This window comes from Cellulosimicrobium sp. BMG9.22, assembly GCF_059159975.1.
On the sequence record NZ_JBZGBY010000006.1, the window covers coordinates 86,842 to 111,766 of the forward strand.

At 73.2% G+C, this 24,925-nt stretch carries 28 protein-coding genes and 1 pseudogene; 19 read left to right on the forward strand and 10 right to left on the reverse strand.

Annotation, left to right across the window (positions count from 1 at the left end; genetic code table 11):
* Positions 1-89 precede the first annotated feature (89 nt).
* A complete protein-coding gene (locus AC4H2H_RS06650; protein ID WP_494370013.1) occupies positions 90-236 on the reverse strand; it encodes a hypothetical protein in 147 nt (48 codons plus the stop codon).
* A 235-nt stretch (positions 237-471) separates the two neighbouring features.
* Here AC4H2H_RS06650 and AC4H2H_RS06655 point away from each other — a divergent pair, with 235 nt between their 5' ends.
* The 5 genes from AC4H2H_RS06655 to AC4H2H_RS06675 all read left to right on the forward strand — a co-directional run bounded on the left by AC4H2H_RS06655 (position 472) and on the right by AC4H2H_RS06675 (position 4,391).
* Positions 472-1,314 (forward strand): alpha/beta fold hydrolase, encoded by an 843-nt coding sequence (locus AC4H2H_RS06655; protein WP_494370014.1) that lies wholly within the window; start codon positions 472-474, stop codon positions 1,312-1,314.
* A 42-nt stretch (positions 1,315-1,356) separates the two neighbouring features.
* Complete coding sequence (locus AC4H2H_RS06660) at positions 1,357-2,199, forward strand: helix-turn-helix domain-containing protein (RefSeq protein ID WP_494370015.1); 843 nt, start codon at positions 1,357-1,359, stop codon at positions 2,197-2,199.
* Positions 2,200-2,282: 83 nt separating this feature from the next.
* Positions 2,283-2,975, forward strand: a complete 693-nt coding sequence (locus AC4H2H_RS06665; protein WP_494370016.1) for a hypothetical protein — start codon at positions 2,283-2,285, stop codon at positions 2,973-2,975.
* Positions 2,976-3,037: 62 nt separating this feature from the next.
* The gene (locus AC4H2H_RS06670) at positions 3,038-3,382 is read left to right on the forward strand and encodes a UBP-type zinc finger domain-containing protein (RefSeq protein WP_494370099.1); all 345 of its coding nucleotides are present in this window, start codon (positions 3,038-3,040) and stop codon (positions 3,380-3,382) included.
* Between the two features lie 166 nt (positions 3,383-3,548).
* Positions 3,549-4,391 (forward strand): VOC family protein, encoded by an 843-nt coding sequence (locus tag AC4H2H_RS06675; RefSeq protein ID WP_494370017.1) that lies wholly within the window; start codon positions 3,549-3,551, stop codon positions 4,389-4,391.
* Between the two features lie 24 nt (positions 4,392-4,415).
* Here the strand turns inward: AC4H2H_RS06675 and AC4H2H_RS06680 are convergent, their stop codons facing one another.
* Positions 4,416-5,378, reverse strand: coding sequence for a helix-turn-helix transcriptional regulator (locus tag AC4H2H_RS06680; RefSeq protein ID WP_494370018.1), 963 nt, complete (start codon positions 5,376-5,378; stop codon positions 4,416-4,418).
* Between the two features lie 87 nt (positions 5,379-5,465).
* Here AC4H2H_RS06680 and AC4H2H_RS06685 point away from each other — a divergent pair, with 87 nt between their 5' ends.
* Positions 5,466-6,842 (forward strand): FAD-binding oxidoreductase, encoded by a 1,377-nt coding sequence (locus AC4H2H_RS06685; RefSeq protein ID WP_494370019.1) that lies wholly within the window; start codon positions 5,466-5,468, stop codon positions 6,840-6,842.
* A 34-nt stretch (positions 6,843-6,876) separates the two neighbouring features.
* Here AC4H2H_RS06685 and AC4H2H_RS06690 read toward each other — a convergent pair whose 3' ends face one another.
* Entirely contained in the window at positions 6,877-7,290 is a 414-nt protein-coding gene (locus AC4H2H_RS06690; protein ID WP_494370020.1) for a VOC family protein, read from the reverse strand.
* A 198-nt stretch (positions 7,291-7,488) separates the two neighbouring features.
* On the opposite strand from AC4H2H_RS06690, the gene AC4H2H_RS06695 reads away from it, so the two are divergent.
* The 4 genes from AC4H2H_RS06695 to AC4H2H_RS06710 all read left to right on the forward strand — a co-directional run bounded on the left by AC4H2H_RS06695 (position 7,489) and on the right by AC4H2H_RS06710 (position 10,577).
* A complete protein-coding gene (locus tag AC4H2H_RS06695; protein ID WP_494370021.1) occupies positions 7,489-7,830 on the forward strand; it encodes an S-adenosylmethionine decarboxylase family protein in 342 nt (113 codons plus the stop codon).
* Positions 7,827-8,585 (forward strand): hypothetical protein, encoded by a 759-nt coding sequence (locus AC4H2H_RS06700; protein ID WP_494370022.1) that lies wholly within the window; start codon positions 7,827-7,829, stop codon positions 8,583-8,585. The genes AC4H2H_RS06695 and AC4H2H_RS06700 overlap by 4 nt, the downstream gene beginning before the upstream one ends.
* Before the next feature lie 88 nt (positions 8,586-8,673).
* Complete coding sequence (locus AC4H2H_RS06705; RefSeq protein WP_494370023.1) at positions 8,674-8,904, forward strand: DUF350 domain-containing protein; 231 nt, start codon at positions 8,674-8,676, stop codon at positions 8,902-8,904.
* A gap of 2 nt (positions 8,905-8,906) precedes the next feature.
* Positions 8,907-10,577 (forward strand): polyamine aminopropyltransferase, encoded by a 1,671-nt coding sequence (locus tag AC4H2H_RS06710; RefSeq protein ID WP_494370024.1) that lies wholly within the window; start codon positions 8,907-8,909, stop codon positions 10,575-10,577.
* A gap of 138 nt (positions 10,578-10,715) precedes the next feature.
* Here AC4H2H_RS06710 and AC4H2H_RS06715 read toward each other — a convergent pair whose 3' ends face one another.
* The 4 genes and pseudogenes from AC4H2H_RS06715 to AC4H2H_RS06730 all read right to left on the reverse strand — a co-directional run bounded on the left by AC4H2H_RS06715 (position 10,716) and on the right by AC4H2H_RS06730 (position 13,249).
* Positions 10,716-11,360: a 3-phosphoshikimate 1-carboxyvinyltransferase gene (locus AC4H2H_RS06715; protein ID WP_494370025.1), complete on the reverse strand. Its 645-nt coding sequence runs from the start codon at positions 11,358-11,360 to the stop codon at positions 10,716-10,718.
* A pseudogene (locus AC4H2H_RS06720) lies at positions 11,360-11,581 on the reverse strand (carboxyvinyltransferase); the annotation flags it as partial. The gene AC4H2H_RS06715 and the pseudogene AC4H2H_RS06720, both read right to left, overlap by 1 nt.
* A 55-nt stretch (positions 11,582-11,636) precedes the next feature.
* Entirely contained in the window at positions 11,637-12,404 is a 768-nt protein-coding gene (locus AC4H2H_RS06725) for a methyltransferase domain-containing protein (protein WP_494370026.1), read from the reverse strand.
* Positions 12,405-12,481: 77 nt separating this feature from the next.
* A complete protein-coding gene (locus tag AC4H2H_RS06730; protein ID WP_494370027.1) occupies positions 12,482-13,249 on the reverse strand; it encodes an SAM-dependent methyltransferase in 768 nt (255 codons plus the stop codon).
* Between the two features lie 185 nt (positions 13,250-13,434).
* Here AC4H2H_RS06730 and AC4H2H_RS06735 point away from each other — a divergent pair, with 185 nt between their 5' ends.
* Positions 13,435-14,856 (forward strand): dihydrolipoyl dehydrogenase family protein, encoded by a 1,422-nt coding sequence (locus tag AC4H2H_RS06735; RefSeq protein WP_494370028.1) that lies wholly within the window; start codon positions 13,435-13,437, stop codon positions 14,854-14,856.
* Positions 14,849-15,619, forward strand: coding sequence for a class I SAM-dependent methyltransferase (locus AC4H2H_RS06740; RefSeq protein ID WP_494370029.1), 771 nt, complete (start codon positions 14,849-14,851; stop codon positions 15,617-15,619). Before AC4H2H_RS06735 ends, AC4H2H_RS06740 begins: the two co-directional genes overlap by 8 nt.
* Here AC4H2H_RS06740 and AC4H2H_RS06745 read toward each other — a convergent pair.
* A complete protein-coding gene (locus AC4H2H_RS06745) occupies positions 15,567-16,007 on the reverse strand; it encodes a DoxX family protein (RefSeq protein WP_494370030.1) in 441 nt (146 codons plus the stop codon). The two genes, AC4H2H_RS06740 and AC4H2H_RS06745, sit on opposite strands and share 53 nt — an antisense overlap.
* 128 nt (positions 16,008-16,135) lie before the next feature.
* Here AC4H2H_RS06745 and AC4H2H_RS06750 point away from each other — a divergent pair, with 128 nt between their 5' ends.
* The gene (locus AC4H2H_RS06750) at positions 16,136-16,753 is read left to right on the forward strand and encodes a TetR/AcrR family transcriptional regulator (protein ID WP_494370031.1); all 618 of its coding nucleotides are present in this window, start codon (positions 16,136-16,138) and stop codon (positions 16,751-16,753) included.
* Positions 16,754-16,938: 185 nt separating this feature from the next.
* On the forward strand, positions 16,939-18,111 hold the full coding sequence (locus AC4H2H_RS06755) for a serine hydrolase domain-containing protein (protein ID WP_494370032.1): 1,173 nt from the start codon (positions 16,939-16,941) through the stop codon (positions 18,109-18,111).
* A gap of 32 nt (positions 18,112-18,143) precedes the next feature.
* Here AC4H2H_RS06755 and AC4H2H_RS06760 read toward each other — a convergent pair whose 3' ends face one another.
* Complete coding sequence (locus AC4H2H_RS06760) at positions 18,144-18,575, reverse strand: DUF1905 domain-containing protein (protein ID WP_494370033.1); 432 nt, start codon at positions 18,573-18,575, stop codon at positions 18,144-18,146.
* 119 nt (positions 18,576-18,694) lie between these two features.
* Between AC4H2H_RS06760 and AC4H2H_RS06765 the strand changes: the two genes are divergently transcribed.
* The 3 genes from AC4H2H_RS06765 to AC4H2H_RS06775 all read left to right on the forward strand — a co-directional run bounded on the left by AC4H2H_RS06765 (position 18,695) and on the right by AC4H2H_RS06775 (position 22,009).
* Positions 18,695-19,423: a DedA family protein gene (locus tag AC4H2H_RS06765; RefSeq protein ID WP_494370034.1), complete on the forward strand. Its 729-nt coding sequence runs from the start codon at positions 18,695-18,697 to the stop codon at positions 19,421-19,423.
* A gap of 64 nt (positions 19,424-19,487) precedes the next feature.
* Positions 19,488-21,167: a bifunctional lysylphosphatidylglycerol flippase/synthetase MprF gene (locus tag AC4H2H_RS06770; RefSeq protein WP_494370035.1), complete on the forward strand. Its 1,680-nt coding sequence runs from the start codon at positions 19,488-19,490 to the stop codon at positions 21,165-21,167.
* Positions 21,164-22,009: a hypothetical protein gene (locus AC4H2H_RS06775; RefSeq protein WP_494370036.1), complete on the forward strand. Its 846-nt coding sequence runs from the start codon at positions 21,164-21,166 to the stop codon at positions 22,007-22,009. The genes AC4H2H_RS06770 and AC4H2H_RS06775 overlap by 4 nt, the downstream gene beginning before the upstream one ends.
* A gap of 13 nt (positions 22,010-22,022) precedes the next feature.
* On the opposite strand, the gene AC4H2H_RS06780 is transcribed toward AC4H2H_RS06775, so the two are convergent.
* Complete coding sequence (locus AC4H2H_RS06780; RefSeq protein ID WP_494370037.1) at positions 22,023-22,445, reverse strand: MarR family winged helix-turn-helix transcriptional regulator; 423 nt, start codon at positions 22,443-22,445, stop codon at positions 22,023-22,025.
* 87 nt (positions 22,446-22,532) lie between these two features.
* Here AC4H2H_RS06780 and AC4H2H_RS06785 point away from each other — a divergent pair, with 87 nt between their 5' ends.
* Both AC4H2H_RS06785 and AC4H2H_RS06790 read left to right on the forward strand, forming a co-directional pair.
* Entirely contained in the window at positions 22,533-23,561 is a 1,029-nt protein-coding gene (locus tag AC4H2H_RS06785) for a quinone oxidoreductase family protein (protein ID WP_494370038.1), read from the forward strand.
* Between the two features lie 10 nt (positions 23,562-23,571).
* A complete protein-coding gene (locus tag AC4H2H_RS06790) occupies positions 23,572-24,825 on the forward strand; it encodes an aminotransferase class I/II-fold pyridoxal phosphate-dependent enzyme (protein ID WP_494370039.1) in 1,254 nt (417 codons plus the stop codon).
* The last annotated feature ends 100 nt before the right edge of the window (positions 24,826-24,925 follow it).

Consider the following 24,925-nt stretch of genomic DNA (forward strand, 5'->3'; position numbering starts at 1 on the left):
AGCGGGCACCGACACGTGACTACCGGTTACCTCAGGGGACACGACGACGCCGCCGACGAGACCCTCGTCGACGGCGTCGGGCGGCGCGGTCACCGCGCCGGGTGGTCGTGGCGCTGACGGCGTCCGCGCCACCAGTGCAGCAGCGCGGGCTCGTCGTTCCGGAAGTCCTCGCGCAGCCGCTGCGTGCGGTAGGTGAGATCCGCCTCGAAGGTCGGATCGAGCTGCGTGCTGTTCATCGTGTCGTCCCCGTCTCTGCAGGCACCCTGCCTGTCCGACACTGACGTTCCACCTGAGCCCCCCGGTGTCGCATCGGTCGACCGCTCACAGTTCCCCGGTGGGTGCCTTAGGTGGCGACACCACGAGGGCCTCGGGCGTCTGAGGCGGGTGGGGCGGCCTAAGGGGGCCGATGATCGTTCCCGCGACGACATTCGTCCAAGACTGGTGGTCGGCGGCCCGTGCAACATCTCTCGCATGAGCGAGAACGGTGTCGAGAGTTCGCAAGGGATGCACGTGGTGCACGACGGTCCGCGGCAGGCGCCGCCGCTGCTTCTCATCCACGGATCGGGGGCATCGGGTGCCTCGTGGAGCCCGGTGGTCCCGGCACTTGTCGACCAGCACCACGTCATCCGGGTCGACCTCCCGGGCTGCGGCCAGTCCCCACCGCCGTCGTCCTATGACGTGCCCGTGCAGGCGAACCGGGTGGCGGCGGTGCTCGACGACCTCGGCGTGCGTCACGTCGCCGTCGTCGGGCACTCCAGCGGCGGCTACGCCGCCACCGCACTCGCCGAGCAGCGCCCCGACCTGGTGCGGGCGGTCGCGCTGATCAACAGCGGCCCGCGTCCGGATGCGCTGCTGCCCCAGCCGGTGATCCTTCGGGTCCTGCTGGGGCCGCCCTTCGGCCCGCTGATCTGGTCGAGGCGTTCGGACGCGATGATCCGCAAGGGGATCAACGCAACGACCGCTCGCCCGGTGGACGTGTCCGACGAGGCGATCGCCGATTTGAGGCGGACCACCTATCGCGCCTTCAGGATGGCGTCGCTCGGGAACGTCGCGTACATCGCGGAGCGAAGCGTGCCCGATCGTCTCGCCGCCCTCACCGTCCCCGTGCTGGTGGTCTTCGGTGCTGCCGACCCTCGCTGGGACCCGTCGTCGGCGCACCAGTACGAGGTGGTGCCGAACGCGCGGATCGAGATGCTGTCCGGGGTCGGGCACATCCCCATGCTCGAAGCGCCCGAGACGACCGGCGAGCTGCTGCTGGACTGGACCTCGCGGCAACGAAGCGTCGGCAACCCGCCCCTGGTTCCCGATGCCTAGACTGGCGACGTGATGTCGGCCGGGGCACCAGACTGGACCACGGTGGACGTCGCAGTCCCGCGCCGCTCGGATCGGCTGCCGGGGATCAGCATGGCCGGGTTCGGCAAGCGTCTCCCCGCTCCCCTGGACATCACCATGGTCGCGCACCCGGCCGTCACCCTGCTCATCGACCTGAGCGAGGGACGCGGCATCGTCTGCGACACCCGCGGCCGGCGCGAGCGCGGCAGCGTCGTCATCGGGCTCCTGCCCGGAGAGCTGCGGGCAGGTGGCTGCGTGGGCGAGTGTCTCCAGATCCGGCTGGAGCCGGACGTGGCGGCTGCCGTGCTCGGCGCATCACCCGAGCTCAGCGGGGCGATGGCACCCCTCGCGGACGTCTGGGGTCGCGACGCCGGGCGGGTCGAGGACAGGTTGCGCGCCGCCACGTCGTGGGACGAACGGTTCACGATCGCGGCCGACGTCCTCGGGCGACGGCTGGGCGCGCGCCCACCGGTCGATCCGGAGGTCGCCCACGCCTGGCGGCGGACGCGGACCAGCCGAGGACTGGTACGGGTCGACAGCCTGGCGAGCGAGGTCGGCTGGAGCCGCAAGCGCCTGTGGTCCCGCTTCGGATCTCAGCTCGGGACCAGCCCCAAACGCGTCGCCCGACTGGTGCGGTTCGACCACGCGGCCCACCTCCTCGCCGCGGGTCACGCCCCCGCCGGCGTCGCCACCGAGAGCGGATACGTCGACCAGTCCCACCTCCACCGCGAGGTCAAGGCGTTCACCGGGCTCACACCCTCGGCCGTGGCCGTCGCGCCGTGGCTCGCGATCGACGACGTCGCGTGGCCTGCCTCGTCGAGGGCAGGACGAGCGGCCTGTGCGAACGACGCCCCACCCCGGATGTGACCGGGATCACCGCTCCCGTTGCCAACGCCCGGACCCCGGCGCAGACTGGACGAAGAACCCGGACCCGCTGTGGGGGTGACCTTGTGACCGACACCTACGACATGCTGCCGATGCTGGGACGTGGCAAGCACCGGAACCCGAAGAAGGGCGCGTGCTTCATGGAGCTCGCGTCATACCTCGCGGGCGAGAAGTGGAGCGACCATCCACGGTGCACGCACCCGCTCCTCGCGATGCTGGCACGCGCGGTGAACGACCTCACGGTCGACCCGGAGCGCCCGAAGCTCGCCCCGCTCATCCCGTCGGTCATCGGCCTCGCGAGCGACGACCCGCACTGGGACGTGCGCATCGCGCTGCGCGCCGCCGTGACCGCGCTGCCGATCGCCCCGGCCGACCGGCAGCAGACGCTCGCCGTGGCGATCATCGGCGCCGAGAAGATGCTCGACGTGCTCGACGACCGTCCCGCCGGCACGCTCAGCGCCCAGTCGGCCGACGCGCTGGCGAGCTGCCCGCGCACCGCGCGCTGGGCGCAGCGGTTCTGCGAGGGAGCGCGCCTGCGGCCGAGCCGGTTCGTGCGCGACGCCGCGCCGAGCATCATCTCCGCGGCCGTCCAGGGCATCGCGGAGGCGTGCGTCCCCGACCCGGACGAGCGGCTGCGCGGCCTCCTCGCCGCGACCATCGACGACTGCCGCGCCTGGGCCGCGGCGGAGCCGGCACCGGCACTCGATCCCGAGTCGTGGGCGCCCGTCGTCCGCGCCGCGGGCGCGGGGGCGCGGTGAGCGCCGACCGCGCGCCGAACGTCAATGGTGAGGGTCTCGACGACCCGGTCCTGGCGGCCGCCCTGGCGACCGCCGTCGACCCTGAGATTCCTCCGAGCGGCACCGGGTGCGCCGAGTGCGACGAGGCCGGTGGGTGGTGGGTGCACCTGCGCCGCTGCGCCACGTGCGGGCACGTCGGCTGCTGCGACTCGTCGCCCGCGCAGCACGCGACCACCCACTTCCAGGAGACCGGGCACCGGCTCATGCGCTCGTTCGAACCGGGGGAGGACTGGTACTGGGACTACGAGACGTCCCAGGTGCTCGAGGGCCCGCACCTCGCCGCACCCCTGTCGCACCCGCCGGAGCAGACCGCACCCGGTCCGGCCGACCGCGTCCCCTCGGACTGGCAGTCGCTCATACACCGCTGACGCCGACACCGGTCGTCGGCCACATCTCGGGGTTCCCGCACTCTGCCGTGGGGCGGCAACCCCGTCGACTACTGGCCCGGCACGATCGACGACGTGCGCACGTTCGACCGCGCGCTGTCCGCCTTCCGGGCAGGACAACGCGGCCCGACGGAGGGACGCTGGAGACATGGCAGCCCACCTCCCCCGGACCTACCCGCACGGAGTGCCGTGCTGGGTCGAGCTCGAGGCGCCCGACGTCGACGCGGCGCTCGCGTTCTACGGCGCGCTCTTCGGCTGGCGCTTCACGGAACGACCGGGCGGAGCGGCCGGCCGGTACGTCGTCGCCTCCGTCGACGGGACCGACGACTCCGCCGTCGCGGGGGTCGCCGGCGGCCGGGACGCGAGCGCCGCATGGAGCACCTTCCTCGCGGTCGACGACGTCGACGCCGCGGCCGCGCGGGTCGCCTCGCTCGGCGGCGTCGTCGTGACGCCGCCGGAAGCCGTGGGCCGGCCGGGCGACGTCGCCGGCCGGACGGCGACGATCCGTGACCCCCAGGGCGTCGAGAGCCGGCTCTGGCAGGCGGGCACGCGCCCTGGCGCGCAGCGCGTCAACGAGCCCGGGACGTGGAACTTCAGCAACGTCCTCACGCCCGACCCGGACGGTGCGCTCGCGTTCTACGGCGCCCTGCTCGGCTGGGAGGTCGACCCGGACCTCGCGGCGGGGATGGCCCGCGTGCCCGGGTACGGCGACCACCTCGCCCGCACGTCCGACCCGGGCATCCACGAGCGCCAGGCGGGCTTCGCCCCGCCCGGGTTCGCCGACGCCGTCGCCGGGATCGTGCCCGACGACGGACCGGCCCGCTGGGAGGTCGCGTTCGCCGTCGCGGACCGGGACGCCGCCGCCGACGCCGCCCGCGTGGCGGGCGCGGAGGTGCTGTCGACGACCGAGGACCCGTGGGCGCGGTACGCGACCGTGCGCGACCCGCAGGGCGCGGTGCTCGTGCTCTCCCAGTTCGCGCCGCAGGCATGAGCCAGCCGCTCTCGTGAGCAGCTCCTACCCGGCGTACAGCGCGCCGACCTGGGCGGACACGACCCGCATCTGGGCGCGGGCCTCGTCCGGCCACAGCACCTCGACGTCCGGGCCGAACTGGAGCAGGTGCCGGACGGCCTCCACCACGGGATAGGTCATCTCCACCTCCACCCACCCTGGGTCGCCGTCCGCGGAGGAGGGTTGTCCCACGAAGTAGGTACCGGCGATCCGTCGCACCCTGTCGAGCCGTGCGCGGCGCACCCGCACGCCGACCACGATCCCGCCGTCGCGGTCCTCCACCTTGCGGCGCAGATCCGACCAGATCTCGTCCAGCTCGACACCCGGTCGGCGGCACACCGGGGACGAGGTGAGCGAGACGGACGCGATCCGGTCCGTGCGGTAAAGACGGGGCGTACCTCGATGGTCGGCCACGAGATACCAGGCACCGGCCTTGGCCACGAGCCCGTACGGGTCGACGGTGTAGGAGCGCTCGCGGGGGTCGTCGCCGTGCCGGTAGCGGATGCGGACCCGCTGGTCGCTCACGACGGCGTCGTGCAGGCCCGCCACGTCGGCGTCCGGACCGGGCGCGGCGAGCCAGCGTTCCGGGTCGACGAGGATCCGGCGGCTGGTCAGCTCGGCCGCGGGACGGTGGGGTGCCGGCAGGGCGGCCATCACCTTGCGCAGTGCGGCCCGCAGGGCGGCGTCGAGGCCGAGCGCCGAGTGCGCGCTCCGGGAGGCGAGCACGAACAGGGCGCGCGCCTCGTCCGCCGTCAGGCCGGTGACATCGGTGCGGAATCCCTCCAGCAGGGCGATGCCACCGTGCTTGCCCCGCTCGGCGTACACGGGCACGCCCGCCGCCGACAACGACTCCACGTCGCGATAGATCGTGCGCGGCGACACCTCGAGGCGGTCGGCGAGCTCCTTCGCCGTTACCAGCCCTCGGTTCTGCAGCAGGAGCACGATCGAGAGCAGGCGGTCGAACTTCACCGCTCGACTGTAGGGCGCAGATATGACGGCGGCTGTCATGTTTCGGCCCGCATGGTGTCCCCGACCGATCGAGCGAGGGAGTCAGGAATGACCATCATGCAGACCGACGGACCGGTGCTGGTGCCGGGACAGGACGGGTTCGACGAGGAGCGCACGGGCTTCAACCTGGCCGTCCGGCACCGCCCGGACGTCATCGTGGGCGCCACCCTGGCACAGGACGTCGTAGCAGCCGTGCGGTACGCGACGGAGCGTGGATGGCCGGTGGCCGTCCAGAGCACCGGCCACGGTGCGTCCGTGCCGCTCGACGGCGGGATGCTCGTCTCCACCCGCCGGATGTCCGACGTGCACGTGGACCCGGCGACGAGGATCGCCCGGGTGGGGGCCGGTGCCCGTTTCGACAGGGTCGTCGAGGCCGCGACGGTCCACGGGCTCGCGCCCCTCAACGGCTCGGCGCCGCACGTCGGGGTCGTCTCCTACACCCTCGGTGGGGGGCTCCCCCTCCTGGGCCGCAGCCACGGGTGGGCGGCAGACCGGGTGCGCTCCATGGACGTCGTGACCGCCGACGGACGTCTGCGCCACGTCGACCCCGGCGACGAGCTCTTCGGAGCGCTGCTCGGTGGGCGGGACAACTTCGGCATCGTCACCGCACTGGAGTTCGAGCTGGTGCCGGTGACCCACGTCTACGGAGGCGGGCTCTTCTTCGACGCCGACCAGACCCCAGGACTGCTGCAGGCGTACGTCGAGTGGGCGTCCGACCTCCCCCGGAGCCTGAACACCTCGCTCGCCCTGGTCCCGTTCCCCGACGACCCGCTCCTCCCGGAGGCGATGCGCGGACGTCGCGTCTACCACGTACGCATCGCCTGCACGGAGGGCGCCGAGGTCGGCGAGCGCCTCGTGGCCCCGTTGCGGGCGATCGGTCCGCGGCTGCTGGAGACGCTCTCCGTCCTGCCGTACGCCGAGAGCGCCTCCATCCACGACGACCCGCCCGTCCCCATGGCGTGGGCGGCCGACAACGCCCTGCTCTCTGACCTGGACGGGCGAGCCGTGGAGCTGCTCCGCGGCCATGTGGGCGCGGAGGCGGCCGTCCCGACGATCGTCGAGCTCCGCCGCCTCGGTGGCGCGCTGTCCGACCCGCCCCCGCACGCGAGCGCCGTCGGGCACAGGTCGGCCGCGTACATGCTCGCCGTCCTGGCCCCGCTCGACGGCACGGGCACGCGCGAGGCGCACGGCGTGCTCGACCGCCTGTTCCACGACCTGGGCCCCTGGACGACGGGAAGATTCCTCAACTTCATGGGGCACGGCGAGAACGCCGACCGCACACGCACCAGCACGGCGTACGAGCCGGACGACCTCTCGCGGCTGACCGCGCTCAAGGCCGTCCACGACCCGGCGAACACGTTCCGTGCCAACGCGAACATCCCGCCCGCCCAGCGAGCCGCCGCCTCCCCGAAGGAGACTCCGTGAAGCTCACCGTCCTCGGCCCCCTCGACGCTGTTCGTCAGGTCGAGGCGGCCACGTTGACCATCCACGCGATGCCGAACCGGTCGGTGACCATGCCGAACTCGTCGCCCCACGGCGCGGTCTCGATCGCCATGACGTCGCGGGCGCCCTCGGACAGCGCGGCGAACCACCGGTGGAGCTGGTCGCGCTCCTCGGGTCCGCCGGACAGCGCGACGGACGCGTTGCCCGACACCGACATCCCGGGCGGCACGTCCGACGCCATGACCGTGCCCGAGCCGGGGATCTCGACCTGGGAGTGCATGACCTTCTTCGCCTGCTCCGGGTCGTCGACCGGGCCGGCCGAGTCGTAGGTGTCGATCGCCGGCTCCGCGCCGAACACGGACCCGTAGAACTCGATCACCTCGCGGGCGTTCCCGTCGAAGTTCAGGTAGGGGCTGAGCTGCACGGCCATGACGGCTCCTCGTGCGGTAGGGACAGGGATCTCGGCGATCACCGTGCGTCCAGTCTCGCGCCGCAGATCGCGGACCGCGCGGTGTACCGGTTCCGCTAGGGTGTGCGCGGCCCGACGACGCGGCCACCGGTCCCGTGGGTCGCTCGCCCGCACGCCGGGTCCGAGATCGCGAACGAGCTTTGCCAGGGGGACGTGGACGTGCAGCGCAACCTCGTGCACGTCTTCGACGTGTCGGGCGCGGACCCGCGCCTGCTCGACGACGACCCGACGGTCCGCGGCTGCCTCGACGCGATCGTCCGCCAGGCGGGGATGACCCCGCTCGGCGAGGCCTCCCATCGCTTCGAGCCCCAGGGCACGAGCATGGTGATCCTCCTCGCGGAGTCGCACCTCGCCGTCCACACGTGGCCCGAGCACGGCACCGCGTACGTGACGCTGACGACGTGCCGGGCGCCGTCGTCGGCCACGTTCACCGACGACGTCCGCGAGCTGCTCGCCGACGTCCTGGGCGCGCGCGACGTCGCCGTGCGGAGCCTCGTGTGAGCGGGTCGCGCCCCCGGCTCGCGATGCGGGTGGGCGAGGAGCTCGTCGGCGCGCCGCCGCAGCGGGCGACCCCGCGCGCCGTCGCCGTCCTGGCGACGCGGCAGGACGGGTCCACGTACACGTGGGAGGAGTGGCAGCTCCTCGCGCACGACGGCTCCGACGTCTGGGTCGAGTACGACCACGACACGCGCGACGTCACGCTGTTCCACCCGACCGAGGCGTGGCCGCCGGTCGTCGACCTGGACGGCCTGCACCCGGGGCGCACGCTCGAGCTGCGGCTCGACGGGCAGCCGCACCGGCTCGCGGTCCGCGAGCACGGCACGGGACGCGTCGAGTCGGTCGAGGGGCAGTTCGCGGAGCCGTTCGTCGTCGGGCAGCAGGTCGAGTTCGTCGACCTCGCGGGGCACGGGTTCGTCGTCGCGGTCGAGCGCACGACCGGCCCCCTCGGCCCCGTGACGGCCGTCTACCGCGGCCGGCGGATCGACGTCGCCGAGCAGCGGCGCCTCTTCGGGCGCCGGCTCGCCCCGCGCCGGACCCTGGGCAACCGCGTGGTCGCCGTCGCCGTCGGGATCGTCGCCCTCGTCACGTTCGGGGCGTGCCAGGCGAACGCCGACCGCGACGACTCGTCCTCCTGCACGCCCCGCACCGTCGTGACGACGTCACCGACGACCGGCCAGACCGGCACCTACGAGGAGAGCGGCAGCTGCGTGCGGCGCTCCGTGTACGGCGGCGGTGGCGGGGGTCTCGGCAAGTGACCGTCCCGGCCGACCGACCTGCCCGGCGACCCTCGCGTCGTCGTCCCGCCCGCCAGCCCGTCCTACCACCTGACCACCGGGAGACACCGTGATCGCCACCGCCGCACCACTCGCGTTCCTCTGGGCCTTCTTCTCGACGATCCTCTACTCGGTGCTCGGCATCGTGCTGCTCCTGCTCACGCTCGTCGTCGCGAACAAGATCTTCCGCCTCAACCTGCACCGCGAGCTCGTCGACGAGCACAACACCGCGTTCGGAGTGATGATCGCGGGCCTCGCCATCGCGATCGGCCTCATCATCGCGGGGACGATCACCTCCTGAGCATGCCTCCGCACGACACCGCGACACTCGAACCCGACGCCGAGCCGACGACGTCGGCGCCGGCCTCGACCGGGTCCGACGCCGCGGCGGGCGGCCCCGCGCTGCCCCGGACCGGGCGCACGCGGCGCATGGACCGGCCGACGGTCTTCGCCGCGGCGCTGCTCGTCGCGGTCGGCGGGATCGTCTACGAGCTCATCCTCGGGACCGCGGCGTCGTACCTGTTCGGCGACTCGGTCGTCGCGTTCTCGGTCGCGACCGGGCTGACGCTGTTCGGCATGGGGCTCGGCTCGCTGCTCGCGCCGCGGCTCCAGCGCACGGCGGGCCTGAGCTTCGTCCGGAACGAGCTCGTGCTGAGCCTGCTCGGTGGTACATCCGTGCTGGCGCTGTTCTGGGCGTACGCGCAGACCGAGCTGTACTGGCTCGTCTTCGTCCTGCTCTCGCTCGCGATCGGCACGGCGATCGGCGTCGAGATCCCGCTGCTCGTCGCGGTGCTCAAGGAGCGGGGGAGCGAGGGGTCGGTCTCGCTGCTGTCGAAGGTGCTCGCGCTCGACTACTTCGGCGCGCTCGCGGCGTCCCTGCTGTTCCCGTTCCTCCTGCTGCCGTACCTCGGCCTCGTGCGGACGGCGTTCGTCGTCGCGGTGCTCAACGTCGCCGTCGCCGCGTTCATGCTCGCGCGCATGGGCCACCCACCGCGGTGGACGGCGCTCGCCGCGGTGACGCTCGTCGTGCTCCTCGGCGGCTTCGCCGCGTCGTCGTGGCTCGAGACGCGCATCAGCGCGGGGATGTACCAGGATCCGGTGGTGGCGCAGGAGGCGAGCGCGCACCAGAAGCTGGTCGTCACCGAGTACCGGGGCGACACGCGCCTGTACCTGAACGACCAGCTCCAGTTCTCGTCGGTCGACGAGGCCCGGTACCACGAGACCCTCGCGCACGCGACGATGACCTCGGTCGCCGCGCCCGCCTCCGTCGCGATCCTCGGCGGCGGCGACGGCCTGCTCGCGCGCGAGGTGCTGCGGTACGGCTCGGTGCGCGACGTCACGCTCGTCGACCTCGACCCCGCCGTCACCGACCTCGCGCGCGAGAACCGCCTGCTCGCCGACCTCAACGAGCACGCGCTCGACGACGAGCGCGTCACTGTGGTCAACGCCGACGCGTTCCGCTGGCTCGAGGAGACGGCCGACACGTTCGACGTCGTGCTCGTCGACCTCGTCGACCCGTCGGGGGAACGCGTCGCCAAGCTGTACTCCCAGGAGTTCTACGGCCTGGTCGTCGCGCACCTGCGGCCGGGCGGCGCGTTCGCGACCCAGGCGACGTCGTCGTACTTCACGCCGAACGCGTACTGGCAGATCGTCTCCACGGTCCGCGCCGCGGCGCCCGAGCGCGCCGTCGTGCCGCTCACGGTCAACGTGCCGTCGTTCGGGGAGTGGGGCTTCGTGCTGTCCCTGCCGGGAGGTTCAGCGGGCGAGGCGGGCGGCACGCTGCCCGACGACGTCCCCGGCCTCTTCGCGCGCACGTCCCTCCCCGACGAGCTGCGGTTCCACGACGCGGAGTCGCTCGCCGCGACCACGCACCTGCCCGCCGACAACCCGCCGCGCGACCTGCCGTCGTCGACCCTGCTCTCCCCGACGGTGCAGCGCACGTACCAGCAGGACATGCGCGACTGGCGCTACTGACCGGTGTGTGCGTCCCGACTGGTAGATGGTGTGCGTGAAGACCAGTAGGCCCTGTGACCAGCCGGTTCACGTCCCGACCGCGCTCCTCTGGCCGTGATCTGCGCGTCTGGCGCGTGCCTCCGTCGAGGGCGCCCCGGATCAGGCAGTGGTCGGTGCCCCCGCCGTGACGACGTCAGCCAGGACACGATGGAACGTCGGGAACGTCTTCTTCACGCATTCCGGGTCGTCGAGGGTCACGCCGCCCTCGACGGCCAGCCCGGCGATGCTGAATGCCATCGCGATCCGGTGATCCCGGAAGGTGCGGATCTCTGCGGTGTGCGGGACGGCTGGCTGGATCTCGATCCAATCGGGACCCGTCTCGACATCGACGCCCATGCCGCGCAGGTTGAGGGCGCACGCTTCGAGTCGGTCGCACTCCTTGACGCGCGTGTTGGCGACGTCGACGATCCGGGTCGGGCCGTCGGCGAACGGGGCGATCGCGGCGAGAGTCGGCATCGTGTCGGAGATGTCGCGCATGTTGACCGTGATGCCGCGTAGCCGACCGACGCCGGTCACCGTCGTGGCGCCGGCACTCTGCTCGACGGTCGCACCCATCTGTGCGAGGACGTCGACGAACCCCAGGTCGCCTTGGAGGGCGCCAGCACCGAGGCCCGGCACCGTGACCGTCGTGCCGAGCAGCGCTGCCATCGCGAAGAAGTAGCTCGCCGACGAAGCGTCGGGTTCGATCCGGTAGCGCCGAGGCTCGCGACCGGCGGCCCGGACGGGACACCGTCGATTGACCACTCCGTGGGGCCGACCTCGACCCGGTAGCCCAGCCGGCGCAGGCCCTCCACGAACGCCTCCGCGTCGTCGGACACGAGCGGGTCGACCAAGGTCGTGCGTCCCCCCGCAGCCGCAGCGAGGAAGAGCGCTCGGGCGGTGATCGACTTCGATCCGGGAATCTCGACGGTGACCACGTCTCGACCGTAGTGCGAGCGCCGACCGCGCCCGCCGAACGACCACACGCTGGACCGCAAGCCGAGCGCATGGTGCCAATCGACGCTGCTCTGCGGTCCTCAATCAGCGGTCGAGGGCCACGACGAAGAGGGTGACGGACGCGAAGAACCTGGCGGTCGTCAGGTGGTCGGTCCAACGGCGGGAGGCGTCGGCGGTGAGGTACCCCGCTTCCCGTGCTCGCTCGGCCACCCGTCCGAGGCCCAGGACCCTGTCGGCCTCGACGACGTCATGGAAGACGGCTGTCACGGGGACGACTCGATCGACCGTGAACCCGGCACGATCGGCGAGCCTGGGGAGCTGGCGACCGATCCACGAGTTGTGCACGACCTCCTGAACGACGAAGGCCTGGTACGCGCTGGTCGTTGCTGCGTCCGGCCCGTCGATCGCGAGGGTTCCCCAGTCCGGTTCGGCGAGCACCGCACGTCCGCCTGGACGCAGGACGCGGAAGATCTCGTCGACCACGCGGCTCGGATCGGCGACATGCTGCAGCACACGGTCCGTGTGAGTGCGGTCGACGCTCTCTGCTTCGAGGTCGAGTGCGTGAGCATCGCCCGCGCTGACCTTGACGTTGCCTGCGGCCGCGACGAGCTCGTGCGCGGCAGCGACCGCGTCGACGTCATGGTCGATGCCCAGGACCGATCCGTGGGTGCCGACCGCTGCGCTGAACGCCAGGAGATCGGCACCCGGCCCGCACCCGACGTCGACCACAGTCTGGCCTTCGGACAGGTCGAGCTCGGAGGTTGCCATCGCTTTGTAGCTCTGCCCCAGATCCGATGCGGCGAGGCGCATGAGGTACTCGTCAGGCCGCGTTGCCTCGAAGATGTTCGCCATCCAGCGATTCTGGAGCGTCGCCGGCGCGGGGTGGTGGTGCAGGAGGGGCGGGCGCCGTGCCGGAGCTGTGAAGTTCTTCAAGGACGCGTGACGGTCGCCCGGCCCGGGTGCAGGACCAGCGTGACGAACCCGAGACCGCCGCGGTACCCGTGGAGCCAGCCGTCGCGGTGCTTCTCGACCTCGGCGAGCACCTCACGCGCCTCGGGGTGGCCTGGGTTCTCGACCGCCCAGCGAGCGGGTGCCCCCGTCCACGCCCACTCGTAGTCGTCCCACTCCTCCTGCGTGCTGACGTGCCCGTGCACCGTCGCCCACCCGTGCCGCGTCACGAGGTCGACGGTGCCGGGCAGGTCGAGGTACTCGTCCGCCGAGGCGCCACCCAGGCCGTCGAGGACGGCCGCTGTCGGGGGCGCGGGCCAGAAGCAGTCGCCGAGCAGGAGCAGCCCGTCGGTGGCGAGGTGGCCGCGGGCGGCGTCGAGCGTGGGTCCGAGGCCGCCGAACGCGTACGCCGCGCCCACGCTGAGCACCGCGTCGAACGGCGCCTCGCTCACGTACTGCCGGGCGTCGCCCTGGACCAGCGTCAGCCGGTCCGCCACGCCCGCGGCAGCGGCGGCCTTGGCCAGCGTCTCGGCGAACCCGACGTCGGACGTGTCCACGCCTACCGCGGTGAGGCCGGGTTCCCGGCCGAGCGCCCGCAGCAGCCACGTGCCGTCACCGCACCCGAGGTCGAGGACGCTCCGTCGCCCGCCTGTCGTCCGGTCGAGCAGGCCCTCGACGCGCGCATCGCTCAGCGGCGACGCGATCGGGTGCTCGGAGTGCGCCAGGCGGACGAGCGTGGATCGTCCCATCCCCGGACCCTAGGCGAGGAGCGATGGTCGGGACCCGGATCTCTCCCCGACGCGATGAGCCGGACGATGACCTTCGTCGCGACGATCTCCATGGGGCCGCGCACTCTCCACGGCCCTACTGTGGATGGACCTGCGTCTCGGGTTGACCGCAAAGGCTTGGAACGACTCCGTCGAGAGGAACCACCGTGAGACACGACGCTCCGCGACCTCAGGGTGTCTACGACCTCGTGGCGGTCGGGGGTGGCACGGCAGGCCTCGCGGCCGTCGAGACGGCAGTGCAGCACGGGGCACGCGCGCTGCTGGTGGCCGAGGGCGACCTCGGCGGCGACTGCACGTTCACCGGGTGTGTTCCGTCGAAGACGCTGTTGGAAGCGGCCGCACGTGGCGACGACTTCGCGACAGCCGTGCGGCGGGTGCGCGAGACGGTGGCGCAGATCGCCTCCACCGAGGACGAGTCGGTGCAGCGTCGGCACGGGATCGAGGTGTGGCGCGGCCGGGGACGGCTGCTCGGCCAGGGTGGTCGGGGTGATCGGAGTGCAGGTCGCGATGAGGTGCGGCACGAGCTCGAGGTGGACGGGAAGCGCGTGCTCGCGCGGCGGGTCGTCCTCGCGACGGGGACGACGCCGGTGCTTCCGCCCCTCACCGGCATCGACGACCTGCCCGCGGACCGTGCCGTCCTGACGACGGACACGGTGTTCGACCTGACCGAGGCGCCGAGGTCGCTCGCCATCCTGGGCGCTGGCCCGACGGGCTGTGAGCTCGCGCAAGCGTTCGCCCGCCTCGGCGTGCCGGTGACGCTCATCGAGGCGGGCGACCGTCTGCTGCCGGACGCCGAGCCGGACGTCTCTGCCGTGCTGACCCGGGCACTGGCCGCGGACGGTGTCGAGGTTCGGACCCGGACGTCCGTCGCGGATGTCGCCGAGATCGACGCCGAGCGCATCCTCGTCACGACCGGCCGACGCCCGGTGACAGACCGCCTCGGGCTCGAGGGGTCTGGCGTGCGCACCGACGCGCGCGGTTTCGTCGTCGTCGACGAGCATCTCGCCACCACGGTCGAAGGCATCTACGCCGCGGGCGACGTGACCGGCCTGTCCGGGCACACCCACGACGCCTTCGCGATGGGGCGGGTCGCTGCCCTGGCGGCGCTGCGGCGCCGGTGGCGGCCCACGTTCTCCGCCGCCGCGAGCCCGGCGGTGATCTTCACCGACCCCGAGGTCGCCACGGTCGGTGTCACGGAGTCCGACGTGGCGGGCTCCCGTGCTCGCGTCGCCTACCTTCCGATGTCTGAGGTGGACCGAGCCGTCACGGCCGACGCCACCGCAGGCTTCGTCCGGTTGGTGGCCGGGCCGCGCCCGATCATCGGGCGCCTCGGAGGCGGCAGGGTGCTGGGCGCGACCATCGTGGCCCGCCGTGCCGGCGAGATGATTCACGAGCCCACCCTGGCGATACGCACCAAGATGCTGACCGGACGGCTGGCCCAGACCGTGCACGCCTACCCCACGTGGTCGGTCGCGGTGCAGCAGGCCGCTGCCCAGTTCTTCGGCACCTTCGGCGGCCGGACCGCCCGCCCGGCCCGGCGGTACGCACCGCCGGACGCCGGTGCGTGAGCTCGGCGAGCCGGTGTGGCGGACCTACCTGTCCGACTACCACGACGCTCGCCCGGCGATCACCGAACGGTTCCTGGCATTGTGCGACTCCTCGCCCTACCAGTGGCTGGTCGACGGGCTCGGCGGGGTACCCGACAGCGGGCCCGTGCTCGACCTCGCCTGCGGGTCGGCGCCCACGCGCGACCTCCTGCCAGGCCGCCGTTGGGTCGGCGTCGACCGGTCCCCGGGAGAGCTCGCCGCCGCGACCCGAGCCGGGCGCGGCCCGCTGGTTCGCGCCGACGCCACCGCGCTCCCCTTCGCGCGGGGTTCGTTCGCCGCGGTGTGCGCGGCCATGTCACTGCATGTGCTCACCCCGACAGAGGTCGTCCTCGCGGAGATCCATCGGGTGCTCGAGCAGGGCGGTCGTGTCGCCGCCCTGCTTCCCGCCCGGCCCGGCCCGCGCCACGCCTGGGGTTGGATGCCCGTCCTGCGGGCGCTGCGCACGTGGCGCCTCTACTCGCCCGAGCCGGCGATGGTCTCGGCGCCCGGGCGAGCGCTACGAGCGGCCGGCATCCACGTCGAGAGCGACATCCGGCGCGCATTCCCGCTCCGCCTGCGCGATCCGGACCACGTCACCGTGCTGCTCGACGGCCTGTATCTCCCGGGCCTGTCCGCCAGCCGGGCCCAGGCGGCCCGCGACACGCTGCAGGCCCGTATCCGACGCCGACCGCTCACGCTCCAGGTCCCGCTACGACGCGTGATCGCCCGGTCCGTCGGCCCCTGAGGTCGCTACGCCGTCCCCAGGCGACGAGGGCGAGCACGATCGCCTCGACCGTGGTGAAGATCGCGACCACCTCCGTCCCGGGCAGCAGGAACAGGTGGGTGAGAGTCGCGCCGGTCAGGACGCCGATGAGCCCGAGGGCTGCCAGCGAGGACAGCCGTGGGATCAGCAACCCGACGGCCCCGGCCACCTCGAGCACGCCGGTCACGATGCGCAGCCACTGGCCGAGACCGATGGCATCGAAGGTCTCGACGACCTCGGGCTGCGCGGCGAGCTTGGTCACACCGCCATAGGCGAAGTGTGCGGCCAGCAACGCCTGCGTGACCCACAGAGCGACGGTGATCGCCGGGCGGCGGGTGCGCGCTGTGGTGTCGATCTCGTTCACGGCCATGGCAATCCTCCGGGTGACGGCGAAGCGTGGGAACTACACAGTGTGACTACTTGGCGAAAGTACTCTCTGTGTATAGTTCGTGGCAAGTGATGTGCGCCACGACCAGGGCACAGCCAGAGGAGGTAGTGATGAGCGGATCGATCGCGGTCCCCTCCAACGCACGCAGCCGGCGCACGCGCGCCGCCCTGCTCGCCGCCGCGCGTGCGCTGCTGGAGGAGCTCGGCCCGGAGGCGCTGACGATGGACGCCACGGCCAGACGGGCCGGGGTGACGCGGCGGACGGTCTACCTCCACTTCCCGGCCCGGGCGGATCTGCTGCTAGCCCTGTACGACCACGTGGCCGAGGTCGAAGGGCTGGCCGATTCCGTTCGTCGAGTGCTGAACACGGTGGACCCGGTCACGGCGCTGGACGAGTTCGCGGCCCATCTCGCCAGGCTCCGTCAACGGGTCCGGCCAGTCGCGATAGCGATTCACCGGCAACGGCGCCGCGACCCCGACTTCGCCGCTCACTGGGAGGTGGTCGCCGCCAACCAGCGCAGGCTCTGCAGCCACCTGGTCGAGGCGCTGCACCGCGACGGCCTGCTGAAGCCGTCGTGGACGGTCGACGACGCGACCGACATGCTGTGGGCGCTCATGTCCCACGACCTCATGGACAACCTGATGATCGACCGCGGCTGGTCCACCGAGAAGTACGTGGATCACCTGTCCGGACTGCTGCGGGCGGTCTTCGTCGTCCCCGCCGCCTGAACCGACGGTTGAGGTTCGCCCCCGTCGCGTCGTCCCGACCGGGTGCGCGCGCCGACACGCCCGGGTGCGCGCGCCTACGCGCGACCCTCGCGCGCGGGGGCGTACCCCCGCGTGGGGCACAACCCTCCGCGTGGAGCCCCGATATCGACGGGACACCGCGCGGCGTCCGGCCTACCCTCGAGGGCATGAGCCCGCTCGACGACGAAGGTCTCGCTGGTCTCGACGCCCACCTGCGCGCGAGGGCGGACGACGACGCGTTCTCCGGCGTCGTCCGGATCGAGCGCGACGGCGAGCCGGTGTTCGAGGAGGCGTACGGGATCGCGTCGCGGCGCTGGGGCGTCCCTGTCCGCGCGAGCACGCGGTTCGACGTCGCGTCGATCACCAAGCTCTTCACCGCCGTCGCGGTGCTCCAGCTCGTGGGCGACGGCCGGCTCGGGCTCGACGACCGCATCCACGACCACGTGGACCTCGCCGGCACGGCCATCCCCCGCGAGGTGACGATCCGGCACCTACTCACGCACACGTCGGGGATCGCGGACGACGCCGACGAGGAGGCCGGCGAGTCCTACGAGGCGCTGTGGGTGGACCGGCCGAACTACTCGGTGACCCGCACCGCGGACTTCCTCCCGGGCTTCGTCCACAAGGAGCCGAACTTCCTGCCGGGCGAGGGCTGCCGGTACTGCAACGTCGGGTTCGTGCTCGCGGGCCTCGCGCTGGAGGCCGTCACCGGGTCGACGTACCGCGACCACGTCCGCGAGCACGTGTTCGCGCGCGCCGGCATGGACCGCTCCGGGTTCTTCCGCATGGACGAGGCCGAGGCGGACGTCGCGGAGGGGTGGGAGCCGGTCTACGACGGCCCGCGCAGCGAGGGCCGCCTCACCGGGTGGCGGCAGAACGTCTACTCCTACCCGCCCGTCGGCTCGCCCGACGGCGGCGCGCACGTCACGGCGGGCGACCTCACCCGGTTCTGGGCGGCGGTCCGCGGGGGCGAGCTCCTGCCGTCCGACCTCACGCGCGCGTTCCTCACGCCCCAGGTGAAGCACGACGACGGCGACACCGACGAGACGGACGACAAGGACGCGCCGACCGTCGAGCGAGCGGCGAGCGTGCACTACGGCTTCGGTCTCGAGTTCGAGCTCCTCGCCGACGGCAGCCTGCGCTCGGCGTACAAGGAGGGCATCAACACCGGGTCGAGCGCGATCCTGCGGCACTACCCGGACGCGGGTGGTGCGACGGCGGCGGGCGACCTCCCGCCGGCCGCGGCACCCGGGGTGACGGTCGCCGTCGTCGCGAACGCCGAGTGGGACGCCTGGGAGCCGGTACGTTTCATCGACGCGCTCGTCGTCAGCACCGGGTGACCGCGGGGGGTCCCCTCGTGCTGACAACTCTTTCAGCGCACTGACGCGACGGCCTTGTCGATGCGGCGCTGGCGCGTCTCGGGCGTCTTCGCGGCCTCCAGGGGCTCGACGATCGCGCGCTGCTTCGAGTACGACAGCGCGTCGAACGCCTCGCGCACCCCGGCGGTGCCGAGCGCGTCGGCGAGGTCCGCGGGGACCTCGACCGTGCGCGGCGCGTCGTCGACCTCGACGTCGATCTCCACCTCGTCGCCCGCGGCCACCCCGGCCGCCTCCCGGTTGGCCGCGCTCAGCGAGATGACGAACTGCCCGCGGTAGAACACGAGGGACGAGCGGTACGTGTGCCCGCCGATCGTCACGCGCACGGGGAACTTCCTGCCCCGCCCGAACGACAGGGCGACGTCCTCCGGGACGGGCAGCCCCGTCGTCGTGCCGCCGCCTGACTCGACGGTGGTGGTGATCCTCATGCCGACTCCTTCTCCTTGGCCGAGCGTCCGGACGCTTCCCGACGCTCCCACGAGACCTCCACATGCTCTCGAACTCATCGGTGCCTCGCGCCCGCGCCGCTCGCCTAGGCTCGTGAACCATGCCCACCGGACTCTCCGCAGCCCTTCCTGCCGCCTCGACGGCCGCGGAGCCCGCGCTCGACGGCGTCGCCGGGTGGGCCGTGAACCTCATGGAGACGCTCGGCCCGGTGGGCGCGGCGCTCGCGATCGCGCTGGAGAACCTCTTCCCGCCCCTGCCGAGCGAGATCATCCTGCCGCTCGCGGGGTTCACCGCGAGCCAGGGCAGCTTCGGCCTGGTCGAGGCGATCCTGTGGACGACGGCCGGGTCGGTCGTCGGCGCCCTCGCGCTCTACGCGGTCGGGGCGCTCGTCGGGCGCGAGCGCACGCGCTGGATCGCGGAGCGGCTGCCGCTGGTCAAGGTCGAGGACGTGGACCGCACGGAGCAGTTCTTCCTGCGGCACGGCGGCGCGACCGTCTTCTTCGGCCGCTTCATCCCGATCTTCCGCAGCCTCATCTCCATCCCCGCGGGCGTCGAGCGCATGCCCCTGTGGAAGTTCACCGGCCTCTCGGCCGCGGGCAGCGCGATCTGGAACACGCTCTTCGTGTGCGCGGGCTACCTGCTCGGCGAGCAGTGGCACGTGGTCGAGCAGTACGCTGGCGTGTTCCAGAAGATCGTCATCGGCGTCGTCGCGGCGGCCGTCGTGTGGTTCGTCGTGACGCGCGTGTGGCGCGCGGTGCACGACGACGAGCGCCCGGCCCACGTGCGCCGGCGCGGCACGACGTCCGCCCCGGACGACGACGCCTCGTAGGTCTCGTGCTGCCGGCGGGGTGACCGCGGGTGCGCCGGGCAGGACCGTCCCGGATGATCTGACGGTGAGCCCTACCGCTGATCCCGGGACCGTCGCCTCGCCGCTCGACGAGCAGCGGCGCCGTGTCCGGGTCCGGGTTGTGACGGCGCGCGTCGTCCTCGCGCTCGCCGTCCTCGGGCTCGTCGCCGTCGTGGTCCGCGGGCTGTGGTCGCACCTGACGCTCTACCGCGACGTCGTCCCCGGCCTGACGCCGGGCAGCGCGTCGTCGACGCTCGTGCTCGTCTCCCTCGTGCTGTTCCTCACCGCGCGCGGGCTGCGGCGCGGGCACCGGCTGGCGTGGGCAGTCACCGTCGTCGTGCTCGGGCTCACCGCTGGTCTGCACGTGGCGCGCGGCGTCGACGTCGTCCCGTCGGTCCTCGTGCTCGCGGGCGTCGGGTGGCTCGCGACCCGCTGGCGGTCGTTCCCCGTGCTCCCTACCCGGCGCGCCGTCCGGCGCGCCGTGCTGCTCCTGACCCTGCTCGTGGTGGCGTGGGTGCTCGCGATCGCGGCGCTCGTCGTCGTGGTGCTGCGCGCCGACGACCCGGAGGCCGCGCTCGACGACACGGTGGTGCAGGTCGTCGCCGGCGTCTCCACCGTGGTCGACCTCGCCGTCGTCGCGCTCGTGCTGTGGTGGCTCCTGTCTCCGCGCGCCGCGACACGGCTGTCGCCCGGGGAGCGTCGTGAGGAGCGGGAACGGGCGCGCGCCGTCGTGCAGCGGTACGGCGGCGGGACGCTCGACTACTTCGCGCTGCGCGACGACAAGGACTGGTTCTTCGTCGGACGGTCCGTCGTCGCGCACTCGGTGCGCGGCGGGGTGTGCCTCGTGTCGCCCGACCCGGTCGGGCCCGAGGACGAGCGCGAGACCGTGTGGGCCGAGCTGCTCGACCACGCCGCGGCGTCGGGCTGGTCGGTCGCCGTCGTCGCCGCGGCCGCGGAATGGCTGCCCGTCTACGAGCGGTCCGGGCTGCGCAGCGTCTACCTCGGCGACGAGGCCACCGTCGACTGCTCCACGTTCACGCTCGCGGGGCACGACCACAAGTCGCTGCGCCAGGCGGTCAACCGCGTGGCCCGCGCCGGGTACACGACGACGTTCCACGACCCGGCGACGATCGACCCCGGCCTCCGGGACGCGATCCTCGCCATGAGCGACGAGTCGCGGCAGGGCGAGGACGAGCGGGGGTTCTCCATGACGCTCTCGCGCCTGTTCGACCCGGACGACACGGGCCTCGCGCTGTCCGTGACGCGCAACGCCGAGGGCAGGGTCGACGCGTTCTGCCAGTGGGTGCCCGCCGCGGCGATCGACGGCTGGTCGCTCGACGTCATGCGGCGCCGCACCGATGCCGACGACGTGCCCAACGGCCTCATCGACGCCACGATCGCCGCGACGATCGCCGAGCTCGCCACACGTGGGATGCGCGGGCTCGGGCTGAACTTCGCCGTGCTGCGCGAGGTGCTCGAGGGTGAGCGCGAGGGGCGCCTCGACCAGCTCGTCCGGCCGATCCTCGTGCGGCTGTCCCAGGGGACCCAGATGGCGACCCTCGGCGCGTTCAACGAGAAGTTCGACCCCGTGTGGACCCACCGCTACGTCGTGCTCGACTCCGCCGAGTACGCGGCGTCCCAGGCGATGGTCCTCGCGGGGGCCGAGGGCGTCACCGAGATCCCGGTGATCGGCCGGTTCCTGCGCGGCGTGGGGGCAGCGTCATGATCCTGTCGGTCGCCGCGGCCGTCGCGGCCGCCGTCGCCTACGCGGTGGCCACGATCATGCAGGCGGTCGCGACGCGGCGCACGCACGGCATGGCCGCGGTGCGCCACCCGCTCGTCATCGGCGGGCTCGCGCTCGACGGCGTCGCGTTCGGCCTGTCCCTGCTCGCCCTGGACCATCTGCCGCTGTTCGTCGTCCAGGCGATCATCGCGTCCTCGCTCGTCGGAGTCGTGATCCTCGCCCGCGTGGTGCTGCACGCGACGCTGCGGCCCACCGACCTCGCCTCGATCGCGGTGGTCGTCGTCGCGCTCGTCGTGCTCGCCCTCTCGGCCGGGGAGCAGCCCGCGGCCGAGCCGCCGGCCGGATTCGCGACCTGGACGATCGTGGCGGGCGCGGTACTGGTGGTCGCCTTCCTGCTCGCCTACCGCCGCGGGCACCCGATCCTCCTCGCGCTCGTCGGCGGGCTGGGCTACTCCGTCGCGGCGATCGCCGCGCGCGGGGCGCACGCCTCCGGCGACATCCTCGACACCGTCCTGCAGCCGCTCACGATCGCGATCGTCCTCGCCGGCGCGGCGGGCGTCCTGGGGTACCTCCGTGCTCTGGAGAAGGGCAACGTCGGATCCGTCGCCGCCACCGTCTCCGTGGTCGAGGTCCTCGTCCCGGGCGCGGTAGGGCTCCTCGTCCTCGGCGACGTCGTGCGCGACGGCTGGGCGGTCCCGGCCGTCCTCGCCACGGTCCTCGCCGTCGCGGGCTGCGTCGTCCTCGCGACCAGCCCAGCCAACGCCGCCGCCGAGGAGCCGACGGGCGCGGGAAGCACACCCGAGCCCGCCCCGGAGAGCGCGTAGGCGGCCTCCGAGGTCAGCCGAGCGCCTTGCGCACCAACGCCGTCAGCTGGTCCTGCTCGTCGGGCGTGAGTCTGCCGACGGCCGCGCGCGCGAAGGTGAAGGTCTCCTGGAAACGGCGGTCGAGCTCGTCTCCCTGGCGGGTTCGCGTCACCCGTCGTGCGCGACGGTCGGCGGGGTCCGGTTCGCGGGCCACGAGGCCCGCCGCCTCGAGTCGGGCGACGATCTGCGTGACGTTCGACGCGTCGCACCCCAGCTCCCGGGCCAGGGCGCCCATGCCTCGGGGTTCGTCGAGCCGTCCGAGGACGCAGGCCTGAGCGGCGCTGAGCGACAGTCTGGCGGCCGCCTCCTCGTAGGCGCGGTCGTACACGTCGACCAGGTCGAACAGCACGACCTCGGCCTCGGACGTGGTGGCGGTGGGTCCGCTCGGCAAAGCCATGCGACACAGCGTAGCCAGAATGCTTGATGCGCTCAAGCAACGCTGGTACGTTGCTGCTTTATTCGATCAAGTACCTGAGGAGGACCGATGGACGACCACCCCGCGGCCGCGCCGGACGCCGCGACCGACCTGCCCCGCATGCGCGCGGCCGTCCTCGACCGGTTCGGCGGCGTGAACCGGCTGTCGCTGCGTCGCGTGTCGCTCCCGGAGGTGGGAGCGCGTGACGTCCTGGTCCGGGTGGAGGTCGCCGGCGTCGGGTCGTGGGACGCGGTCGAGCGCGAGGGTGCGTACGACGGCGCGTTCGGCGTCGACTCGACGTTTCCGTACGTGCTGGGGTGGGACGCCGCGGGCCGGGTGGCCGCCGTCGGGCGCGACGTCACCCGGTTCGCCGTCGGCGACCGCGTCTACGCGGCGACCGTGCCGGTCGGTCGCGGCGGCTTCTACGCCGAGTACGGCGTCGTCGAGGAGGAGCACGTGGCGCGCGTGCCCGACAGGCTGTCGACCGAGCAGGCCGGCGTGCTGGCCTGGGACGCGCTGACCGCGCTGAGCGGGCTCGACCTGCTCGACCAGCGACCGGGGGAGTCGCTCATGGTCTTCGGCGCCAGCGGCGGGATCGGGCACCTGGCCGTCCAGGTCGCGCGGCACCGTGGGCTCCGGGTCCTCGCCGTGGCCTCGGGCGCGGACGGCGTCGCTCTCGCCCGGCGGCTCGGCGCGGACGCCGTCGTCGACGGTCGCCGGGACGACGTCCTGGCCGCGGCGGCAGAGCTCTCGCCGGACGGGCTCGACGCGGCGCTCGTCACCGTGGGCGGCGAGACGACGGAACGCTCCCTCCGTGCGGTCAAGCGCTCCGGGAGGATCGCCTGGCCGCACGGCGTGCTGCCCCTGCCCTCGACACCGCCCGCCGCGACGGTGTCCCACTACGACGGGGACCGGAGCCGGTCCGCCCTCGAGCGCCTGAACGCGATCATCGACGCCAGCTCCTTCGAGCCCCACGTCGCCCGGACCTTCCCGCTCGAGCGGGTGCAGGACGCGCACCGCGCCCTCGCTGACCACTACGTCGGCAAGCTGGCGCTCCGGGTCGCGCCCGCGGAGGTCGACGAGGCGGGCCCGCCCTAGGGTGGGTCGGGTGAGCACCGCGGCCTCTCCTCCTGCCCCCCGGGCGACGCCTCTCGACGCCCCCACCCTGGACGAGCTGCGCCGTCGGACGTCGTTGAAGTGGCGCGCCTACCCGCCGGACGTGCTGCCGCTGTTCGTCGCCGAGATGGACGTCGCGCCGTGCGAGGCGGTGGTCGACGCCGTCACGACGGCGGTGCGCGCCGGCGACCTCGGCTACGACGACGGCACCGCGTACGGCGAGGCGTACGCCCGGTTCGCCGAGCGGCGGTGGGGCTGGACGTTCGACGGAGCCGCGACGCGCACGCTGCCCGACGTCATGCTCGCGGTCGTCGAGGTGCTGCGCGTGCTCACGTCGCCGGGGGACGCCGTCGTCGTGAACCCGCCCGTGTACCCGCCGTTCTACGGGTTCGTGCGCAACGAGGGCCGGCGCGTCGTGGAGGCCCCGCTCGGCGCCGACGCGCGGCTCGACCTCGCCGCGCTCGAGCGCGCGTTCGCCGACGCGACCGGGGCCGCGGCGAACGGGCAGGGGCCCGGGAGCGGGCGCCGCGCCGTCTGGCTCGTGTGCAACCCGCACAACCCCACCGGGACCGCGCACACGCGCGCCGAGCTCGAGGCGGGTCTCGCGCTCGCCGACCGGTACGGCGTGCGCGTCGTGGCGGACGAGATCCACGCGCCGCTCACCCGCCCGGGTCTCGACGGCCGCCCGGCCAGCACCCACACACCGCTGCTCACCGTGCCCGGCGCGGACGCCGCGGTCGCCGTCGTCTCGGCGTCGAAGGCGTGGAACCTGCCCGGCCTCAAGGCGGCCGCGGCAGTCGGCGGCCCGGCGGCCGCGGACGACCTGCGGCGCATCCCCGAGGAGGCGGGCCACGGCGTGCAGCACGTGGCCGTGCTCGCGCACGTCGCCGCGCTCGATCACGGCGGGGAGTGGCTCGACGCGGTCCTCGCGGGCGTCGAGCGCAACGCGTGGCTCCTCGCCGACCTGCTCGCCGAGGACCTGCCCACCGTCCGGTATCGCCCCGGCGACGCGACCTACCTCGCCTGGCTGGACTGCCGCGGCCTCGACCACCCCGATCCGGTGCCCGACGGCGGCCCGACCCCCGCCCGGGACCCCCACCGCTGGTTCCTCGACCGGGCGCGCGTCGCGCTCGAGGACGGCCGGCGGTTCGGTACGGGCGGTGACGGCCACGTGCGGCTCAACCTCGCCACGAACGTCGACGTGCTCACCGAGGCGGTCGAGCGGATGGGCGCGTCCGTGGCCTGACCGGCGAGCGTCGGGAGCGGGTCGGGTGGGGAGTGCTCCCCATCGCGACGGCTCGCCGCGGCGCGTAGCGTCGGCGTCCGACCGTCGAGACGAGGCTGTC

What these genes read in the sequence shown, in the direction of transcription:
- AC4H2H_RS06650 (WP_494370013.1), bottom strand. Translation starts at nt 236, where the DNA reads ATGAACAGCACGCAGCTCGATCCGACCTTCGAGGCGGATCTCACCTAC.
- AC4H2H_RS06730 (WP_494370027.1), bottom strand. Translation starts at nt 13,249, where the DNA reads ATGGGACGATCCACGCTCGTCCGCCTGGCGCACTCCGAGCACCCGATC.
- AC4H2H_RS06750 (WP_494370031.1), top strand. Translation starts at nt 16,136, where the DNA reads ATGAGCGGATCGATCGCGGTCCCCTCCAACGCACGCAGCCGGCGCACG.
- AC4H2H_RS06675 (WP_494370017.1), top strand. Translation starts at nt 3,549, where the DNA reads ATGGCAGCCCACCTCCCCCGGACCTACCCGCACGGAGTGCCGTGCTGG.
- AC4H2H_RS06710 (WP_494370024.1), top strand. Translation starts at nt 8,907, where the DNA reads ATGCCTCCGCACGACACCGCGACACTCGAACCCGACGCCGAGCCGACG.
- AC4H2H_RS06765 (WP_494370034.1), top strand. Translation starts at nt 18,695, where the DNA reads ATGCCCACCGGACTCTCCGCAGCCCTTCCTGCCGCCTCGACGGCCGCG.
- AC4H2H_RS06745 (WP_494370030.1), bottom strand. Translation starts at nt 16,007, where the DNA reads ATGGCCGTGAACGAGATCGACACCACAGCGCGCACCCGCCGCCCGGCG.
- AC4H2H_RS06690 (WP_494370020.1), bottom strand. Translation starts at nt 7,290, where the DNA reads ATGGCCGTGCAGCTCAGCCCCTACCTGAACTTCGACGGGAACGCCCGC.
- AC4H2H_RS06760 (WP_494370033.1), bottom strand. Translation starts at nt 18,575, where the DNA reads ATGAGGATCACCACCACCGTCGAGTCAGGCGGCGGCACGACGACGGGG.
- AC4H2H_RS06655 (WP_494370014.1), top strand. Translation starts at nt 472, where the DNA reads ATGAGCGAGAACGGTGTCGAGAGTTCGCAAGGGATGCACGTGGTGCAC.
- AC4H2H_RS06775 (WP_494370036.1), top strand. Translation starts at nt 21,164, where the DNA reads ATGATCCTGTCGGTCGCCGCGGCCGTCGCGGCCGCCGTCGCCTACGCG.
- AC4H2H_RS06725 (WP_494370026.1), bottom strand. Translation starts at nt 12,404, where the DNA reads ATGGCGAACATCTTCGAGGCAACGCGGCCTGACGAGTACCTCATGCGC.
- AC4H2H_RS06785 (WP_494370038.1), top strand. Translation starts at nt 22,533, where the DNA reads ATGGACGACCACCCCGCGGCCGCGCCGGACGCCGCGACCGACCTGCCC.
- AC4H2H_RS06685 (WP_494370019.1), top strand. Translation starts at nt 5,466, where the DNA reads ATGACCATCATGCAGACCGACGGACCGGTGCTGGTGCCGGGACAGGAC.
- AC4H2H_RS06755 (WP_494370032.1), top strand. Translation starts at nt 16,939, where the DNA reads ATGAGCCCGCTCGACGACGAAGGTCTCGCTGGTCTCGACGCCCACCTG.
- AC4H2H_RS06780 (WP_494370037.1), bottom strand. Translation starts at nt 22,445, where the DNA reads ATGGCTTTGCCGAGCGGACCCACCGCCACCACGTCCGAGGCCGAGGTC.